Genomic DNA, 17,571 nt, shown 5'->3' on the forward strand with positions numbered 1-17,571 from the left:
TCCTCCCTAAAGGTCTTTTTTTATCTCATCTATTTTCTCTTGTAAATCTTTTTTTACTGTTGATTTTAATGATAAACCACTAATAAAAGCAGCCAGATTGTCTATCTCATCCTTTAATTTAAGATATTTATTAACTAAAGCAAGTTTATTCTCATAATTACGCAGTATTTCTTCAGCACGGTGCAGATGGTCATAAACCCCCTGACGGCTAATATCCAGTCTTTCAGCAACCTCAGCCAAAGATAGATCCTGAAAATAATATAGCTCCATAGCCTCCTGTTGTTTATCCGTTAATAATTTCCCATAGAAATCAAACAACATACCAATTTCTATAACCTTTTCTAACAATACTACCACCTGCTTGTGTTAAGTAAAACTACTTTACATGTTCATAGTTTATATGATAATGAAACTGTTGTCAAGTATGGAATAAAAAATTTCTTCCCTAAGATCAATAAAGCTGTTAGCATTTCCGCTAACAGCTTAAATAATAATCTAATTTATTTACTAATCTGTACTGGCAATCTCTTCTTCCGGCTCAACCAGAATATGCCTGTCATTAAAACCATCATATAACTGATTAGGTCTAAAAATTCTATTTTTAACTTCCATATGCTCTACCCAATGTGCTGACCACCCCATAATCCTTCCCAGTACAAATACTGTAGTAAAGTAATGCGGTTCAATACCCAGAGCTTTCATAACAAGGCCTGACCAGAAGTCAACATTAGGATAGAGTTTCTTGCCAGATAAAACATCGAGAACAACCCGTTCCATCTTTTGAGCAGTCTTATACAAGTCTCCTAATTCATCATCAATATCTAGCGGATTATCCTCAGCAAATATCCTGGGAAGAATCTTATTTTTAGTAAATAAGGCCCTGGGATCATAGGTCTTATAGACACGATGACCGATACCCATAATCTTTTCACCTTTTGCTAATACACTACCAATATAGGATTCTACTTTGTCAGGACTGCCGATCTCCTGCAGCATTTTCAAGACACGCTCATTTGCTCCACCATGTAAAGGACCTGATAATGAATTAATAGCAGAAGCAACAGACGCATAAATACTTGCCTTTGAAGAACCAACAGCCCTTACAGAAAATGTGCTATTATTCATTGTATGATCAGCATGGAGTATCAACAATTTTTCGAAAATATCTACCCATTCCTCATCATCTGCTAAATCCTGATTAAAACAATATAAACAGTACTGTGCATAAGAATCAAATTCTTTATCAGCAGCAAACTCAGCATCTCTTGTCCTTGATATGCCAATAATAGTTGGCAATTTAGCTACTAATCTTATCGCCCTAAAAAGGTTCTGGTTGTAATTATCTACTGTAAAACAGAGATTATCATTGGCTTGTAATTGCAGAACACTAGCACTTAACATATACATAGGATGCAGTTCTTCAGGCATCGCTATGACAGCTTTAGCAATATCTCTATCAACATCTCTATGAACCAAAAATTGTTTTTGTAAAATATTTTTTTCATTCCTTAAAGGCAGATCACCATTTAAAAGCAAAAAAGCAACATCTTCATATGAACAATGCTCGGCAAGTTCCTGGACAGGGTAACCCCTGTATGTAAGTATACCCTTTTCACCATCAATATGACTAATACCCGATTTAGCAACCGGTACACCCGCTAAGCCCGGGAAATATCCCTTCTCCAGTAAAGTGAAAACCAACTGTGAGTAATGTTCTTTTAAGTCGGGGTCTTTAATATCTGAAAGACAGTCCCGAATTTTCTTAATCATTCTTCTTCTCACTACTCCTTTCTTTTCTTTCCAAACCTAATTTTAACTCATAGCTCCTCAAAAAATGTGTAGATGGTGCATATATATTTTATCACAAGCAATTTAACTTATCAATATTAATTACGAAGAATATTCTACCTATATACTTGTATATAGAGAATAAAGATAATTGCACTGCTATTATCATTATTAAACTACTTATTTCGTCAAAATACTGACAATATGAGTAATATAAAAATAAAATGTTAAAATTATAAAAAAAAGAGCCCCTGAGGGACTCTGTAAAAATAAATACTATTATTTATCCAATCACACCTTATAATCTACAACCACCCTTGACGCTACATGTTTTTTTATGAACTCAACTACTTTTAAGTGTTCCGGGTGGTTTTGATATCTATTAAGATGATTTTCATCAATAAATTCTGAATAAAGCACCAGATCTTTTGCAGCTTCTGAAGGATTAGTATTCACCCCAACTTCAATAAATTTCAATTCATCAATTAAGTCATTTAAGATCTCTAGTTTTTCTTTAATTTTATAGGCTATTTCTTCTTTATTATCAATTTCATCACTAATATCCCACATTACAATATGTTTTAGCATAAAATATTAACCCCCTGAAATTCAGTATCTTTCCACTTATATCTTTTCTGTCCACCCGAAGTCATCTTCTAACTCACCAGTTTGAATACCTGTAAGTTTTTGATATATCCTTTCTGCCAGCCGACCTGTCTTACCGTCATTTACCTTAATGGAGCGACCTTCCCAGTTTAATTCTCCTATTGGAGAAATAACAGCAGCAGTACCAGTACCAAAAGCCTCGTCCAATCTGCCTTTTTTATGTTCTTCAAAGATTTCTGCAATAGAGACCCTTCTTTCAGTGACTTTGATGCCCCAACTCTTTACTAATTCAATAGTAGAATCCCTGGTCACACCAGGTAGGATGCTCCCCACAAGAGCCGGCGTTACAAGTTCACTATCAATCTTAAAGAATACATTCATTGAACCAACCTCTTCAATGTATTTTCTTTCTAGACCATCAAGCCACAAAACCTGAACATATCCCCTAGCAGAAGCCTCGGCCTGAGCCTTCAAACTAGCAGCATAATTACCACTGGTTTTAACATGGCCAGTCCCTCCTGGTATTGCACGAACATATTCGTTTTCTACATAGATTTCAACTGGATTAACCCCCTGGGGATAATAAGCCCCTACAGGTGATAAAATAACCATAAATTTATATGTAGATGATGGTTTCAACCCCAGGTATTTATCAGTCGCTATAATAAAAGGCCTGATATACAAAGAAGTCCCCGGAGCAGTTGGTATCCATTCCTTATCAATATTAACCAGTTTTTTAATTGCTTCCAGACAAAACTCTTCATCAATCCGTGGGATACACATTCTATCATTAGTATTATTTAATCTCTCCATATTCTTTTCCGGTCTAAACAATAGAATTCTATTGTCAGGGCTTTTATATGCCTTCATACCCTCAAATACCGCCTGTCCATAATGCAATGTAGCCATAGCGGGATCAAATTTCATCGGGCCATAAGGGACAATTCTGGCATCATGCCACCCTTTGTCTTTAGAGTAATCCATGATAAACATATGATCAGTAAAGTTAGTCCCAAAACCCAGGTTTCCCTGGTCAGGCTTTTCTTTTGGGTTATCAGTTTTTTGTACAGTTATTTCCATGGCCATAGTATAACACTCCCTCTTCATTTTTCAACCTTTTACAGCCAGCATAATTTTAACAGAAAACAATTTCAAGCAGTTTTAATAAACTGGATTCCTTCTATATTTAAATAATATTTTATTCTACATCTCCACCTTCCAAGTATCATCTCTATTAAACCAATCCCTATATTTCTCTTCACCACCTCTTACCTTCCAGTCAGAGTCCACTGTTAGCTTAGAACTAATACCACCCCTGGGGTTACAGATTATAACAATCCTTAAACGCTCAGGTTGATAAACTTCCATTAAATGTTCATACAGGACATTTATTAACCTCTCATAGGAAACGACAATATTTCTAAACTGATAGATATATTTCTTTAATGACTTTAACTCAATAATCTTTTTGTCAGGATAAAATGTGAAATAAACCGTAGCAAAATCAGGTTGGTTCTGCACCCCCAGAAAGGTACACTCTGGAATCTTAATCTTTGTCTCATATGCCTGTTCACTGGGATTTGGTATTGATTTTAAGATTGAAGGGTCAATATCCTTATATGTTTTTATTTCTTTACCCATTATTACTCATCTCCCCATTTTTTTTAAGATTTATCTTAAATAAATAAAGCCTCAATAAATTTTTTAGCATTAAAGTCCTGTAAATCTTCTGCTGCTTCTCCAACACCTATTAGTTTTATCGGGATACCAAGCTCATTTTTTATCCCGATAACAATTCCACCTTTAGCAGTTCCATCCAGTTTGGTTAAGGCTATCCCATCAACATGAACTGCCTCATTAAAAAGTTTTGCCTGACTCATAGCATTCTGACCTGTAGTAGCATCAAGAACCAGCAAAACCTGTATGTTAAAATCCCCGGCTTCCCGCTCAATAACTCTTTTTACCTTTTTAAGCTCTTCCATAAGGTTTTTCTGGGTATGCAGTCTTCCAGCAGTATCTACAATCAGCAGGTCAATATCCCTGGCCCGAGCAGCCTGTACAGCATCAAAGGCAACTGCTGCAGCATCAGAACCCTCACTCTGAGCAATAACATTAATACCAAGTCTGTCTCCCCAGACCTTTAATTGATCAATGGCAGCAGCACGAAAGGTATCTGCTGCCGCCATTAATACTTTTTTGCCATCTTCTTTAAACCTCCGGGCAATTTTGGCAATAGTAGTTGTCTTACCTGCACCATTTACACCCACTACTATTATAATATTCTGGCCTGCTTTTAAGTCCAGTTGACCATCTTCTTCCTTCAATAATGCTGATAATTCCTCTTTAAAGACTTCTGTTAATTCCTCAGGTTCTTTCAGCTCATCTTCTTCAACCCTTTCCTCCAACCCTTCAATTAATTCCATAGCCGTATTAATTCCTACATCAGCCTGAATCAGGATCTCTTCCAGTTCTTCAAATAATTCATCATCAATTTTACCATGGGTACTAAATAAACTGGTTACTTTATTAATAAATCCATCCTTGGTTTTAGACAAACCATTCTTTAACCTATTAAATAAACCACCTTCACTATCATTTTTTTTCTCTGTTACTTCCTCTATTTCCTGCTCATTTTTACTACTTTTCTTGAAAATATTTAACATATCTACCCCTCATTTATTATTTAGATTATTTTAATTTCCCTACATAATTCGGTAAATTCCTGGGCTATTTTATATTTTTGTTTTCTAAGTCTGGTCTCATCTGCCGGGTTATCAGCCTGATAAAATTCCTGTTCAATCATCTCATATTTATCGGCCAAAATATTAAGCTCGGAACTAAATTCTATTACAGTAGCACCCTTGATAATACCATCCCTATCATGACCTATCGCAATTATAGGGCGTCCCCAGGTACCAGGACCTGCCATGGCATCACCCATATGCATCACACCTGTTCCACCGGGATGTGTATGTACTATCACTGCCTCTGCTGGTATCTTATCTGTATAGGCTTCCCGTAGAGAAATATCCCTAATATCAGCATAACCAGAAAGAAGGAGTCGAGAAGGAACATAACCCATCCCCCCTACAATAAGCTCCCCTGCCTGCTCAACATAGCCTTTATTATTGAGAATACCAACTGCTGCAACCTCTCTACCCTGTTCTATACTAATTGATTTATTTACCAGCATTTCAGCAAAATTTCTTTCAATACCCTTAACTGTTAAACGCGGGAGTGACCAGTCTATTTGAGCTGCTTTATTTTTTTTATATTTTTTTATTGGTAGATCTACTACTGGTATTTCAGCAGAGATATCAAGATAAGCCAGGCGTAGTTCTGTAGAACGCCTTAGTGCCTGCCTTTCTTCTTTCATTGTCAGAGCAGACAAACTTTTAAGCTGAACTTTCTCTGATTCTGAAGCAAGTTTAAATAGGGATTTTTCAGGATAAAGAACACCAACACCTACTGCTCTCTTATTCTTGATCCCTATTTTTATTATCGGACAGTCAAATATATTAATTCCACCAGTACTAATTATTATCCCTGTCTTACCAGGTGAAGTTGAAATGACTGCCGTATTAGCCGGAAGACGGTTTATTAATTCCAGCAATGAACCAGTCGTATTATTAAGCACTGCTGACAACATCATCCTGAAAGGTAAGCCTGCCAGACCACCATCTACCATATCACTATAGCTGGAAATATACCCCTGTTTATCTATAAAAGCCAGTAGACCGATGGAACGACCCTGACCGAGCTTATTACTCCTGTCAACTAAACAATCAATCAATTCCCTTGCTATCCCTTTAATTTTCAAATAAATACACCCCTATGCAATTCCTTCATCAAATCTGAGAGAAACAAGTTTGGAAACACCCCTTTCTTCCATAGTGATACCATAGATAGCATCTGCCTGAGTCATCATTTTTTTATTATGTGTGATCAGCATAAATTGTACATAAGCAGAATACTCACGTATATAATTGGCAAAACGAAGGACATTGGCATCATCCAGTGGGGCATCTATCTCATCCAGAATATAGATCGGACTGGGGTTTACCTTTAAGAAAGCAAATACTAGAGCAATTGCTGTTAAAGCGCGTTCTCCACCAGACATCAGGCTTAGTTTTTTCAACTGTTTACCTGGTGGTTGTGCTTCAATCTCTACACCTGTTTCCAGAAGATTATCTGTTTTAGTAAGGTTTAGTCGGGCTTTACCACCATTAAACAGGTGGGAAAAAGTCTTTTCAAACTCAGTTTTAACCTTCTGAAAGGTAAGGTGGAACAATTCAGCCATTTTATCCTCAATATCATCAATAATCCTCACAATAGCATCCCTGGCCTTTAATAAATCTTCTTCCTGATCCCTGAGATACCCTAATCTGTCTTTTAATTCATTATATTCCATAACTGCCCCAGTATTAACAGTACCCAGGCGTTTAATTGCCTCTTTAAATTCAGCAATTTTATTTGCTGCCTGCCGCTGCTCTTTTATTTCTATCCGCTCCCCAATTCCCTCTTCAGCACTAAGATCATATTCATCACTCAGCCTCTCTTCAATCTGCTCATTCCTATCTTCTAAACGCGTAATCTTTAGAGCTAATTTATGATTTTTTTCATTATATTCATTAACAGTCTGTTCTATAATCTGATGCTTTTCTTTTAAGCCTTTAAAATCCTCTTCCTGTACAGCAAAGTCTTTTTTTCTCCCTTCAAGTTCTTCCTGTAAAGAAGAAATATTATCTACATATTCCTCTTTTTTTAATACAAGTTCAGTCTTACGCTCTTTTAAAACCTCCCCCTTTTTGTTTAATCCGGCTACTTTTTCCCTAAATTTCTTTATCTGAAGCTCATTTGTCTCCCTTTGCTCTTGTAATGAATTCTTTTCGCGAAGTAGATTTTCTTCTTTCTGCTTTACTGTTGCTAATTCAACTTTCAATTCTGTAATATCTTTCCTGATTTCCTCTTCAAGACGCTCTAGTTCAGCTATCTCTTTTTCCTTAATAAAAATCTCATCTCTACCCTTGTCATTCTCCCTATTAATTAATTCAAGCTGTTGTTCGATTTTTTGTTTTCTATTATCAGTTTCCCCCAGAGTTTCATGACATTTTACAAAATTCTGGTCCAAATTCTCCAGTTTATTTTCCAGTTTCAATTGTTCTTTTTTAAAATTACTTAAATCTTTTTCAAGGTCATTTTCCGTAAATTTTAGTTTGTTTATTTCTTTAAGACAGCCTTCTTTTTCCTTTTCATCTTGCTCAAGCCTGACCAGTAGTTCTTCTTTTTTTCTTTCTTCTATTTCTATAGTCCCTTTGATATCTCCTATCTTCTCCCTGAGTTCCTCAATTTCTCTTCCTCTGGCCAGCAGACCCTGTTTATTTTTGGTCCTGCTGCCGCCTGAAATTGCACCACCAGGGCTAATCACTTCACCATCAAGAGTTACAATTCTAAAACTACTTCTTATCTTTTTAGCTATCTCCCTGGCTGCCTTTAAATCTGAGGCAATAATTATCCTGCCCAGTAAATAATTAAATACAGGAGTTAATTCACTATCAAATGATATAAATTCTACTGCTAACCCCAGAAAACCTGGTACATTATCTAAATTATAATGAGCAAGCTCAGCCCTCTTACCAGTAATCATATTTAACGGTAAAAAGGTGGCCCGTCCAGCCTTTTCCCGTTTTAAGAAATTTACACACTGTTGGGCTGATTCATCATCTTCAACAATAAGATTCTGCAATTTAGCCCCCAGAGCAGTCTCAATAGCTGTTTCAAATTTTCTATTTACCTTAATTTGATCAGCAACAACCCCGATCACTCCATTTAAAACTTCACTATTTTTTAAGACCCCTCTGACACCTTGAAAATACCCCTGATAATCCTCTTCCATATTCTCCAATATATGTAGACGAGAGGCCATCTGCTGCAGTTGTCTATCTTTACTATCAATACCTTCCTGTAGTTCTGTTATACCTTTCTTAGATTCATTAATTCTGTTATCCAATCTTACTATATTTTCATTAAGGGAAGACAAGTCATCAATTACTGAGTTTAAATCTTCATTGATATTCTCCTGCTGTAAAATATTCATATCCAGCTCTTCAGAGATACCTTTCCGCTCAGCAATTAGATTTTCAATCTCCTTCTCTAGATAATAACTCTTCTCACGAACCTTCTCTAACTCAGTATGGATATCAGTCAATTCAACATTTTCACTTAATAGAGATTCCCTTAAAACTAATAACTTTTCTTTTTGCTGGTTTAATTTTTCTTTCTTTAGTAAAAGCTCATCTTCCTTAGAAGACAGTCTATCTTTAATATCGGCTTTTTGATTACTAGCCCTTTTATTCTCATCATTAAGCCCAACTATTTTATCATGCAAGTCTTTCTGATTTTCTTGCAAAATACTTATCTGTTCTTTAAGATTAAGCCTCTCTCTGTTTAAGCCGTTTTTCCTTTCAGCAAGAACCTTTAAATTATTCTCTACCTGTTCTTTTTTAATTTTCAACTGGTAAAAGTCTGCCTGCCGTTCATCTAATAAATCCTGATCCACTTCCAGTTTATTCTTTTTTACCTCTAATAATTCATTCAGTGAGTCAAGCTCTTTTCTGTTTTTGTTCAAATCCCTGCTGACTATTTCTTTTTCTGCCTGGGCATCATTAAGATCTAAGCTATTTTTAGACCACTTATCCAGCAGGAGATTAACCTCCAATTCCTTCAGCTCATGATGAAATCGTTCATATTTCCTGGCTTTTTCAGCAGCTTTTTTTAAAGGATTAAGCTGTTTATCCAGCTCCCAGATCAGGTCCTTAACCCGCTGTAAGTCCTGTTTAGTTTTGTCAAGTCTTTTTTCTGCTTCATCCTTTCTCATCTTATATTTACTAATACCAGCTGCCTCTTCAAATAATTCCCTGAGTTTTTCAGGTTTGCTATTTAAGATAGAGTCTATCTTCCCCTGACCAACTATAGAATAGGAGTCTTTGCCCATACCTGTATCCATCATTAACTCCTCTATATCCTTTAAACGGCATAAGGAACCATTTAATAGATAATCACTCTGACCATCTTCAGTTACCTGGCGGCTGATCTTTATTTCCCGTGCCTCACTTGCCAGTGTCTGATCAGCGTTATCAAAATAAAGGGTGACAGAGGCCTTTTTTAATGGTTTGCAATCATCACTACCTGCAAAAATAACATCAGCCATTTTCCCACCCCGTAGTGTTTTAGCACTCTGTTCGCCTAAGGCCCAGCGAATAGCATCAACTATATTACTTTTACCGCTCCCATTGGGCCCAACAAGCGCTGTAATAGGGGATTGAAAATCAATGGTAACAGGTTTTGCAAATGATTTAAAACCATCAATCTTAAGCTTTTTAAGAAACATATGAATCACCTCATCAGATCAATATATATTTTATCAATCTATAAATACAAAAACAAGATAAAAACCTATCCAACAACAGATAGGTTAACAAACAATATTTAACTATCTATGATAAACCTTTTCCTGTATAGTAATTCTAGATAATAGATAAAAGTCCTTCAACAATAAACTAAGTTAATTAAATTTTTTTCAACCTATTTACTTCCCTATTACTCAAAAACCGGTAACTGCCTTCTGAAACACCATCTAAATTAAGAAAAGCAAAGCCTATCCTTTTTAAAGCTATCACCTGATAATCCAGTTGACTGCACATTCTTCTAACCTGACGGTTTCTGCCCTCATGGATAGTTAATATAAATATTGTACTATTCCCTTTTTTAATTACATCCTGAACAGAGGCAGGTGCTGTCAAGCCATCTTCAAGCTTGACCCCTTTTTCCAGCTGTTTAAAAAACCCAGGGGAGGGATGCCCAGGTATCTCTACCTGGTAAATCTTATCTATTTCATGTGATGGATGTGTTAATTTATAGGTTAGGTCCCCATCATTTGATAATAATAAAAGACCACTTGTATCATAATCAAGTCTTCCCACAGGATAGATCCTTTCTTTAATCCCTTGAATATAATCCAGGACTGTATCCCTACCCCTGGGGTCATTAACTGTTGTAATACACCCGCTTGGTTTATTTAAAAGCACATATACCTTTTTTTCTCTGTTTATTTTTTGGCCATCAACCTCGATAGTATCTTCTGTAGAGACCTTAACACCTAGTTCCCTGACAACACTCCCATTTACCTTAACCCTCCCCTGTTTAATAATATCTTCTGACTTACGCCTGGATGCAACCCCAGCATGAGCCATCACCTTCTGTAGTCTCTCCATCAACAACACCTCTATTAATTACTATTCTATATTAAAAGCTAATCCCCTCCTAGTAAAACAGTAATCCAGTTCCAGAATTTCAAAAAAAATGACCTGTAATTTAAATCATTCGCCGCCAGAAGCTCCACTTTACTTAGGAGCTCTCCATTATCATAAACCTTAAGACTTCCTATAAGATCCCCCCTTTTTATTGGCAGTTCCAGGCTGGGTTTTAAATAAACCTCCTTCTGCAATTTAATCTTTCCCCCTCTGGGAAGGACTGTCAGGAGAGGACAATTAATCATAAACCCTAACTCCCCTTCCTGGGAATCCTCCCAATTCATTTTATAAACTATTTCGCCTTTATCCATTACTACTACCTTTTTAAATTGATCAAGTCCAAAATCCAGGAGATTCCTTACATCATTCCAGTCATTCGGACAATTTAAAACAACGGCAACTACCTCTCTACCATCCCTCCGGGCAGAGGCCACCAGACAACGGCCAGCTGCCTTTGTATAACCAGTCTTACCTCCAGTTATATCAGAATATGACCAGAGTAGTTTATTATGATTCCTTAATCCCCTACCCCAATCATTTCCTGACCAGGAGATCGTCTTGTTTTTACTGGCCGTAATTTGGGCAAAAATTTCGTTTTCCAGTGCATATGCCATAATCATAGCTAGATCATATGCTGTAGAGTAATGATTACTATCAGGTAGTCCACTGGGATTTATAAAATTACTATTTTTAGCCCCCATCTCTACTGCCCGTCTATTCATTAATTCTGCATATTCCTCAACAGAACCTGAAATATGTTCCGCAATGGCCATTGCAGCATCATTACCTGAAGCAAGCATGACCCCATAAAGGAGTTCTTCCAGCCTTATTTTTTCACCTTCACTCAGGTAAATAGAAGACCCCTCCTGATATGCCGCCTTTCGACTAACAGTTACTACATCATTAATATTGCTTTCTTCAATAGCTACAATACTAGTAAGGATCTTGGTTGTACTTGCTGGTGGGCATTTCATATGCATATTTTTATTATAAAGGACCTGTCTTGTTTCCAGATCAATCACACAGGCTGAATTTGCAGAAACATATGGTGCTGCAGTTACTACTACTGACTGCGAAAACAATATCAAAAGAAAAATAAATAGAAAAAAAATACTCAAATTAAATAACCTCTTCATAAATTCACCTACCTGGGAAGCTATTTCCTTTAAGTATATGCAAGAAAAAAAGTTTTATTAAAACATTTATAACACTTATTTATTTTTTCTCCATAATCTTCTGTATTTGTTTTAATAGTTCAGGAGCAACATTAATTATCCTTTCTGCAACAGCATTATTGGCCACTGGCAGTAGCCTTACCTGTTCTTTATTAACAACCAGAAAGGCCATTGGGTTTAGCATTACACCTGCTCCACTACCACCTGCAAAGGGTTGTCGGTTTCCTCCCTCCTGACCCTTAGCAGGAGCTGTACTTATCTCACCACCACCTGCCGCAAAACCAAAAGAAACCTTCGATATTGGGATAATCACACTACCATCTGGGGTCTCAACAGGATCACCCACAATTGTATTAACATCGACCATTCCTTTGATATTGCTCATTGCTGTATCCATTAATTTTTCAATTGGATGTTCTCCCATGGGCGGTATCCTCCTTTTACTCGATATACTATTATCTTTATTACTGTAAATATAATATTACCTATTGTTAGTAAAAATATACCATGAAAGGAGGTCTTAAAACCCCGCTGTTTAAAATTCGGTTTAATACTAAGTCGTGGTTTTTTGATAAAATCAATCCTCTTTTCAGCAAGCTGTATCAATAAACACTTAATAAACCAGAGTAGTCCATTACTTATCCCTGTTAATGCAGGGTCGGCCAGACCAAATTCAGTCTCCCAGGAGACCTCTTTTGCCTTTAAATGTATGGTATTAATTATTAATTCATTTAATTGCTTATTAAGCAAGACAGCTATAACCCGGCTAAGTTTTTTAAATTGTATTTCCTGCCAACTGTCCTCTTTTTCCAGTTCAATATCCTTTTTCTTGTGCCAGACATTTATAAAAATAGCATCTATTTCAGCAAATAGCTCTGTAAAAAAAAGCAGAAATCTATTCTCAATATAGGGTATCTTAAAGTGAAAACCAAATATTCTCAATCCAGTAAATAAGTCAAGTCTAAAGTCATCATCTGCACCTTTTCTACTATAATCTATTTCCAGACTAACCGGTATTAGCAGCAAAAATAAAAATAAAGAGACCAATAAGATAAGAATCATAGGTTTCACTCCTGTCTTCTTATCCCTATTAGTCCCCATATTTTAGTAATAATATACCAGTTTTAGTCCTCTTCTTCAACCTCTGGTAATTCACTTAAATCCTCAAGGTCGAAATGCCGCAAAAACTCTTTTGTTGTACCATAGACTATCGGATTACCTATTGTATCTTTACGGCCTAATTCTTCAACAAGCCCATATTTGCCGAGGGTAAGCAAGGTCTTTTCAGCCTTAACACCACGAATCTCCTCTATCTCGGCCCTTGTTACTGGCTGTTTATAGGCAATTATAGCCAGCGTTTCCAGTGCCGCCTGACTTAAACGGGTAATTTTTTTATTATACATATCCTCAATAAGTGAGGAATACTCCGGTTTAGTCATAAGAACATAACTCCCATTATATTCTTTTAAAAATACCCCGTGCTGTTCTTTCTTATATTCAGCTGCCAGGGAAGACAAATACTTGCGCAGCTTTATTTCTGATATATTTAAGATCTTTGTCATTTCATCTATCGAAATAGGTTCAGCTGTTGAAAATAGCAGGGCCTCTATCCCTGCCAGCCAATTATCCTTCACCATCACTACCAACCCCAAATAAGATAAATTTTAATTTTTTGCCAGCACCCTGGATAAATTTATATTGGAAAATACCCTATCCTGCTTAACCCTTATCTTTGACTGCCTGGCTAACTCAAGAATACTTAAGAAAGTAACTACTATCTCAATCCTATTTTTTCGGTTATTAATTAACTCTTTAAAAGAAAGCCCTGTCTCTGTCTCAAGAAGTCTTCTTACAATCTCTCTTGTCTTATCCTCAATCTTTATTTCTTCAAACTTAAAGTCGGGGAGGTGACTCTTAACACCCCTTTGACCTTCTTCCTCTTCCTCTTTGTTACTTATAGAATTAATCGACTTATGATAAGCTGTTATTAACTGGGACAGTTCTAGATCAAGATTAAGTCTTATATCAGCACTTATAAAACTCTCCTCATTAATTGGTCTGCTAAACATCTTACAGGACTTTTCCTCAAAATCCCTTAAAACCAGAGATATCTTTTTAAAAAGGTGATATTCCTTTAAACGTCTGACCAGCTTATTCCCCTCATCTTCCTCATCAATTTCATCATCCTGAGGGAGTATTGTTCTGGCCTTAATTGCAATCAACTCTGTTGCAATAAGCATAAATTCACTAGCATAATCAAGATTAAATTCCTGAAGATTATTCAGATAATCCAGATACTGTTCAGTTATACTAGCCAAGGAGATATTGCTAATCTCTATCCTGTTTTTTTTAACTAACTGATAAAGGAGTTCCAGTGGACCCTGAAAACTCTCTAGTTGGACTTCATAGACCATTTAACTCACCCTTTTATAGCAGAATATTAACCAGAATACCTAAGATAGGGGTTATTATACTCGACAAAATACCAGTATATAATAATACCAGAAGAATTATCATACCAACTGGACCCTCTAACTGGTATAAATACCTGTCAAATTTAGGGGGCAAAAAACCACGCAGTATCTTTGAACCATCTAATGGCGGCACAGGTATAAGATTAAAGAGAGCTAAACCCAAGTTCATGAGTACACCCAAAAATAAGAAATTTACCAAGACTTCTACAATATTCCCCGGACCAAGGTAATTAATCTGAAACAAAAGACTGCCCAGGGGTTGACCTGTAATAAGGGAAAAAGACCTCAGTAACATAGCAAAAACAAAAGCAAGAACAAAATTTGCTGCTGGACCAGCCATCCCAACCAGCATCATCCCCTGTCTCTGATTCTGATAATACCGCGGATTAACTATTACTGGTTTAGCCCAACCAAATCTCCTGGTAATTATTAAAACTAGGGTACCTACAAGATCAAGATGTACCAGGGGATTAAGTGTTAACCGGCCCATCATCCTGGGTGTTGGATCACCCAGCATATCTGAGGCCTTACCATGAGAAAACTCATGAAAAGATAATGACAATAATAAAATAGGTATAGCCAGAATCAATTCCATTATATCCAAAAATATTTCACTCCATTCTCTCTTTTAGCAGTTCTTTTACATAAGCAAGTTCTTCCTGATGGGTAGATACCTCTCCCTTTAAACGTGCCCGGTATACCCTATCAAATATATCTTTATATACAGGGCCTGGATTTAAACCAAGTTCTTTTAAATCAAAACCATTAATAGCCAGTTCTATCCCCTTCAACTCATTTATATAACGCCTGATATTTTTTTCAACCATTACCTTTCCAGACTTAACAAGGAGAATAACAAGTTCCTCTAATTTATATTCATTAAGCATATCTACCAGTCTCAGGTCATCAAGATCATTATCAAGAGTCTCTATCAAATCCCTGGCAGTTAAATAAAAAGACAGGATATCTTTATACCTTTCTTTAAGATTCCAATCTACAATATCTTTTTTCTTAAGTTTATCAGTAAATAAAGCAAGACGTAGTACCCATTCTTCTATATTATAATTCTTTTCTTTTAAATATTCAAGCCAGGACTCCAGTCGAGTTGACTGCTGCCAGTAATCAACACCTTCTGCTAATTCTATCCCCAGCAATTTAAAAACAGGAATATTTTTAATCAGTCCTAAAAGCCTCCTGTTTATCTTCTCAGCAAATAATAATTCCAGTTCCTTAATAATTCGTTCAGATGTGAGGCGGGAAAAATCGCCTGCTAATACAGCTTCCCTTGCTAAATCTTCTGTCTCCTTTTCAAAATCAAATTTCAGTCTACTAGCCAATCTAATACCCCGAATTACCCGTGTGGGGTCATCAAGAAAACTAAACCTATGCAGGGCTCTCAGTTTTTTCTCTGTCAAATCCTTCTGTCCACCAAAATAATCAATCATCCTACCCCATTTATCACTATTTAGCGCCACAGCCAAAGCGTTTATCGTATAATCCCTGCGAAATAAGTCCTCAAAAATATTTGTCTCTGTTACTTCAGGCAAAGCCCCAGGATAATGATAGTTTTCTCTCCTGGTACCAGCCAGGTCAATGTTTAAACCGTCAGCAAATTTAATACTCCCTGTTTTAAACTGTTCATTATATAAAACCTTGGCAGAAAAAAAATCACTTAGTTGTTTGATAAGTTCTACAGGATTACCATCAACAACTATATCTATATCATTATTCCCCTTACCTAACAGTAAATCCCTGATTATCCCACCAATTAAATAGGCCCTGATTTGAGATTTATCAGCAATAGCACCTATTTCTTTTAATATTTTTATTATCCTGACAGGAAGCTCATCCATAAGATCCCTAATCTCTAGCTCTTTCTCCTCAATCTTAACCAGACTACTGCCATAACGATTCTTATGCTGATAGGGAGTCTCATTACCATAATATGAGGCCAGTATATCACTCCTGGTTACTATGCCCAGCAATTCCCCTCCCTCTACTACTGGTAATCTTCCTACCCCATGTTTAACCATTAGGTCCTGTGCTTGATGGACAGGGAGATACCCCTGTATAGTAACCAGGTCTTTTGACATGTAAGCCTTTACAGGTGCATGCATCAAGTTATGTTGTTTGACTTTGTCAATGTCACGGCGGGAAAAAATACCTTTAACTTTACCATCATATACTACAACACCATTATGCCCATATTTTTTCATGATTTCTTCAACTTCACTTATCGACGTATCAGGGAGAACAGTTCTTACTGGAGATGACATAATTTCCCTTATGCTTTTTACAGGCTGTACTCTATTATTAACAATTTTCTTCAGTCTCTTTATAACAGAAGAAAGTTCCCCTTCTAAACTGGCAGCACCTGCACCTGCATGGCCACCACCACCAAGTTCCTTACATATTGAACCAATGTTAACAGCTTCATCACTACTCCTACCTATTACTTCTATCTTCTTGCCCATCTTTACTACTACAAAAAGACTGGGCAAGTGATAAAGCTCTTTTAATTTCTCAGTAACCCGATTAATACCTCCTATATACTTAGCATATGAGGTAGCAAAAAGTGCAATTTCAATACCATCTATTTTAATTAGGTTTTTATTATCAAGGAGTTCCTCCAGTAGTTTTTCCTGTTTACTATTCAACGGTTTTTTTGTAAAATCATTTATAATTTTAAGATTAGCACCTTCATCAAGCAAATAGGCAACAGCCCTGGCGTCAGCTGCTGTTGTATTCATGTGTGTCAGGTTTCCAGTATCAGCATAAATAGCCAGGGCACATATCGTAGCCTCCAGAGGGTTTAGTTCCCTGGATTCGGCAATTATTTTATTGATCAATATAGTTGTTGCTGACCCTACTTCTTGACTTAAATCCAGGGTAACCCAATCAAGTTTATCATGGGGATGATGGTCATATACCACCGTCTCACACCTGGACCAGTCTATCTTATCTTTTAAATCACCTAATCTTTCAATCTTATATGTATCAACAATAATTACCCTGTCGACCTTAGAAAGGTCTATTTCCTTCAGTTTAAAGACCTCTATTTCATCTCTATAAAGTACTAAAAAATCCTTTACTAGCCTGTGTATCCGGCCAACAAAAACTGCTTTTGCCGCCGGGTATATCTTTCTGGCAGCTACCATAGCCCCCAGACCATCAAAATCTGTTAATTGATGTGACACAATAATATCCAGCATACTC

At 36.5% G+C, this 17,571-nt stretch carries 16 protein-coding genes; all 16 read right to left on the minus strand.

The window, feature by feature from the left end; translation table 11 throughout:
• Positions 1–6 precede the first annotated feature (6 nt).
• The 16 genes from ylxM to D7D81_RS13945 all read right to left on the minus strand — a co-directional run bounded on the left by ylxM (position 7) and on the right by D7D81_RS13945 (position 17,567).
• A complete protein-coding gene (gene ylxM / locus D7D81_RS13870) occupies positions 7–357 on the minus strand; it encodes a YlxM family DNA-binding protein (RefSeq protein ID WP_353622080.1) in 351 nt (116 codons plus the stop codon).
• Positions 358–507: 150 nt separating this feature from the next.
• The gene (locus D7D81_RS13875) at positions 508–1,770 is read right to left on the minus strand and encodes a citrate/2-methylcitrate synthase (protein ID WP_125990665.1); all 1,263 of its coding nucleotides are present in this window, start codon (positions 1,768–1,770) and stop codon (positions 508–510) included.
• Between the two features lie 309 nt (positions 1,771–2,079).
• Entirely contained in the window at positions 2,080–2,376 is a 297-nt protein-coding gene (locus tag D7D81_RS13880; protein ID WP_125990666.1) for a Dabb family protein, read from the minus strand.
• Positions 2,377–2,412: 36 nt separating this feature from the next.
• The gene (locus tag D7D81_RS13885) at positions 2,413–3,474 is read right to left on the minus strand and encodes a branched-chain amino acid aminotransferase (protein WP_125992203.1); all 1,062 of its coding nucleotides are present in this window, start codon (positions 3,472–3,474) and stop codon (positions 2,413–2,415) included.
• Positions 3,475–3,597: 123 nt separating this feature from the next.
• Positions 3,598–4,035: a preQ(1) synthase gene (locus D7D81_RS13890; RefSeq protein WP_205739224.1), complete on the minus strand. Its 438-nt coding sequence runs from the start codon at positions 4,033–4,035 to the stop codon at positions 3,598–3,600.
• Positions 4,036–4,070: 35 nt separating this feature from the next.
• A complete protein-coding gene (ftsY, locus tag D7D81_RS13895) occupies positions 4,071–5,057 on the minus strand; it encodes a signal recognition particle-docking protein FtsY (protein WP_125990668.1) in 987 nt (328 codons plus the stop codon).
• A 20-nt stretch (positions 5,058–5,077) separates the two neighbouring features.
• Positions 5,078–6,214: a peptidase S7 gene (locus D7D81_RS13900; protein WP_125990669.1), complete on the minus strand. Its 1,137-nt coding sequence runs from the start codon at positions 6,212–6,214 to the stop codon at positions 5,078–5,080.
• A 12-nt stretch (positions 6,215–6,226) separates the two neighbouring features.
• On the minus strand, positions 6,227–9,784 hold the full coding sequence (smc, locus tag D7D81_RS13905; protein WP_125990670.1) for a chromosome segregation protein SMC: 3,558 nt from the start codon (positions 9,782–9,784) through the stop codon (positions 6,227–6,229).
• A 178-nt stretch (positions 9,785–9,962) separates the two neighbouring features.
• The gene (locus D7D81_RS13910; protein WP_125990671.1) at positions 9,963–10,667 is read right to left on the minus strand and encodes a pseudouridine synthase; all 705 of its coding nucleotides are present in this window, start codon (positions 10,665–10,667) and stop codon (positions 9,963–9,965) included.
• Between the two features lie 38 nt (positions 10,668–10,705).
• Positions 10,706–11,842 carry a D-alanyl-D-alanine carboxypeptidase family protein gene (locus D7D81_RS13915; RefSeq protein ID WP_125990672.1) on the minus strand — a complete coding sequence of 379 codons (1,137 nt, stop codon included), beginning with the start codon at positions 11,840–11,842 and terminating at the stop codon, positions 10,706–10,708.
• Between the two features lie 79 nt (positions 11,843–11,921).
• Entirely contained in the window at positions 11,922–12,305 is a 384-nt protein-coding gene (gene ytfJ, locus D7D81_RS13920; RefSeq protein WP_125990673.1) for a GerW family sporulation protein, read from the minus strand.
• Positions 12,278–12,943 (minus strand): DUF2953 domain-containing protein, encoded by a 666-nt coding sequence (locus D7D81_RS13925; protein ID WP_164522264.1) that lies wholly within the window; start codon positions 12,941–12,943, stop codon positions 12,278–12,280. The genes ytfJ and D7D81_RS13925 overlap by 28 nt, the downstream gene beginning before the upstream one ends.
• Positions 12,944–13,005: 62 nt before the next feature.
• Positions 13,006–13,518, minus strand: coding sequence for an SMC-Scp complex subunit ScpB (gene scpB, locus D7D81_RS13930; protein WP_125990675.1), 513 nt, complete (start codon positions 13,516–13,518; stop codon positions 13,006–13,008).
• Positions 13,519–13,545: 27 nt separating this feature from the next.
• Complete coding sequence (locus D7D81_RS13935; protein WP_125990676.1) at positions 13,546–14,295, minus strand: segregation and condensation protein A; 750 nt, start codon at positions 14,293–14,295, stop codon at positions 13,546–13,548.
• A gap of 13 nt (positions 14,296–14,308) precedes the next feature.
• The gene (locus D7D81_RS13940; RefSeq protein ID WP_125992205.1) at positions 14,309–14,950 is read right to left on the minus strand and encodes a site-2 protease family protein; all 642 of its coding nucleotides are present in this window, start codon (positions 14,948–14,950) and stop codon (positions 14,309–14,311) included.
• 16 nt (positions 14,951–14,966) lie between these two features.
• Positions 14,967–17,567, minus strand: coding sequence for a CBS domain-containing protein (locus tag D7D81_RS13945; protein WP_125990677.1), 2,601 nt, complete (start codon positions 17,565–17,567; stop codon positions 14,967–14,969).
• Between the last annotated feature and the right edge of the window lie 4 nt (positions 17,568–17,571).

The sequence above is a fragment of the Halocella sp. SP3-1 genome, assembly GCF_003953885.1.
In the GTDB taxonomy this organism is placed as follows: Bacteria; Bacillota; Halanaerobiia; order Halanaerobiales; family DTU029; genus Iocasia; species Iocasia fonsfrigidae.

What these genes read in the sequence shown, in the direction of transcription:
- scpB (WP_125990675.1), bottom strand. Translation starts at nt 13,518, where the DNA reads ATGGTGAAGGATAATTGGCTGGCAGGGATAGAGGCCCTGCTATTTTCA.
- smc (WP_125990670.1), bottom strand. Translation starts at nt 9,784, where the DNA reads ATGTTTCTTAAAAAGCTTAAGATTGATGGTTTTAAATCATTTGCAAAA.
- D7D81_RS13910 (WP_125990671.1), bottom strand. Translation starts at nt 10,667, where the DNA reads ATGGAGAGACTACAGAAGGTGATGGCTCATGCTGGGGTTGCATCCAGG.
- D7D81_RS13890 (WP_205739224.1), bottom strand. Translation starts at nt 4,035, where the DNA reads ATGGGTAAAGAAATAAAAACATATAAGGATATTGACCCTTCAATCTTA.
- D7D81_RS13925 (WP_164522264.1), bottom strand. Translation starts at nt 12,943, where the DNA reads ATGATTCTTATCTTATTGGTCTCTTTATTTTTATTTTTGCTGCTAATA.
- D7D81_RS13940 (WP_125992205.1), bottom strand. Translation starts at nt 14,950, where the DNA reads ATGGAATTGATTCTGGCTATACCTATTTTATTATTGTCATTATCTTTT.
- D7D81_RS13885 (WP_125992203.1), bottom strand. Translation starts at nt 3,474, where the DNA reads ATGGAAATAACTGTACAAAAAACTGATAACCCAAAAGAAAAGCCTGAC.
- ytfJ (WP_125990673.1), bottom strand. Translation starts at nt 12,305, where the DNA reads ATGGGAGAACATCCAATTGAAAAATTAATGGATACAGCAATGAGCAAT.
- D7D81_RS13935 (WP_125990676.1), bottom strand. Translation starts at nt 14,295, where the DNA reads ATGGTCTATGAAGTCCAACTAGAGAGTTTTCAGGGTCCACTGGAACTC.
- D7D81_RS13915 (WP_125990672.1), bottom strand. Translation starts at nt 11,842, where the DNA reads ATGAAGAGGTTATTTAATTTGAGTATTTTTTTTCTATTTATTTTTCTT.
- D7D81_RS13945 (WP_125990677.1), bottom strand. Translation starts at nt 17,567, where the DNA reads ATGCTGGATATTATTGTGTCACATCAATTAACAGATTTTGATGGTCTG.
- ftsY (WP_125990668.1), bottom strand. Translation starts at nt 5,057, where the DNA reads ATGTTAAATATTTTCAAGAAAAGTAGTAAAAATGAGCAGGAAATAGAG.
- D7D81_RS13880 (WP_125990666.1), bottom strand. Translation starts at nt 2,376, where the DNA reads ATGCTAAAACATATTGTAATGTGGGATATTAGTGATGAAATTGATAAT.
- D7D81_RS13875 (WP_125990665.1), bottom strand. Translation starts at nt 1,770, where the DNA reads ATGATTAAGAAAATTCGGGACTGTCTTTCAGATATTAAAGACCCCGAC.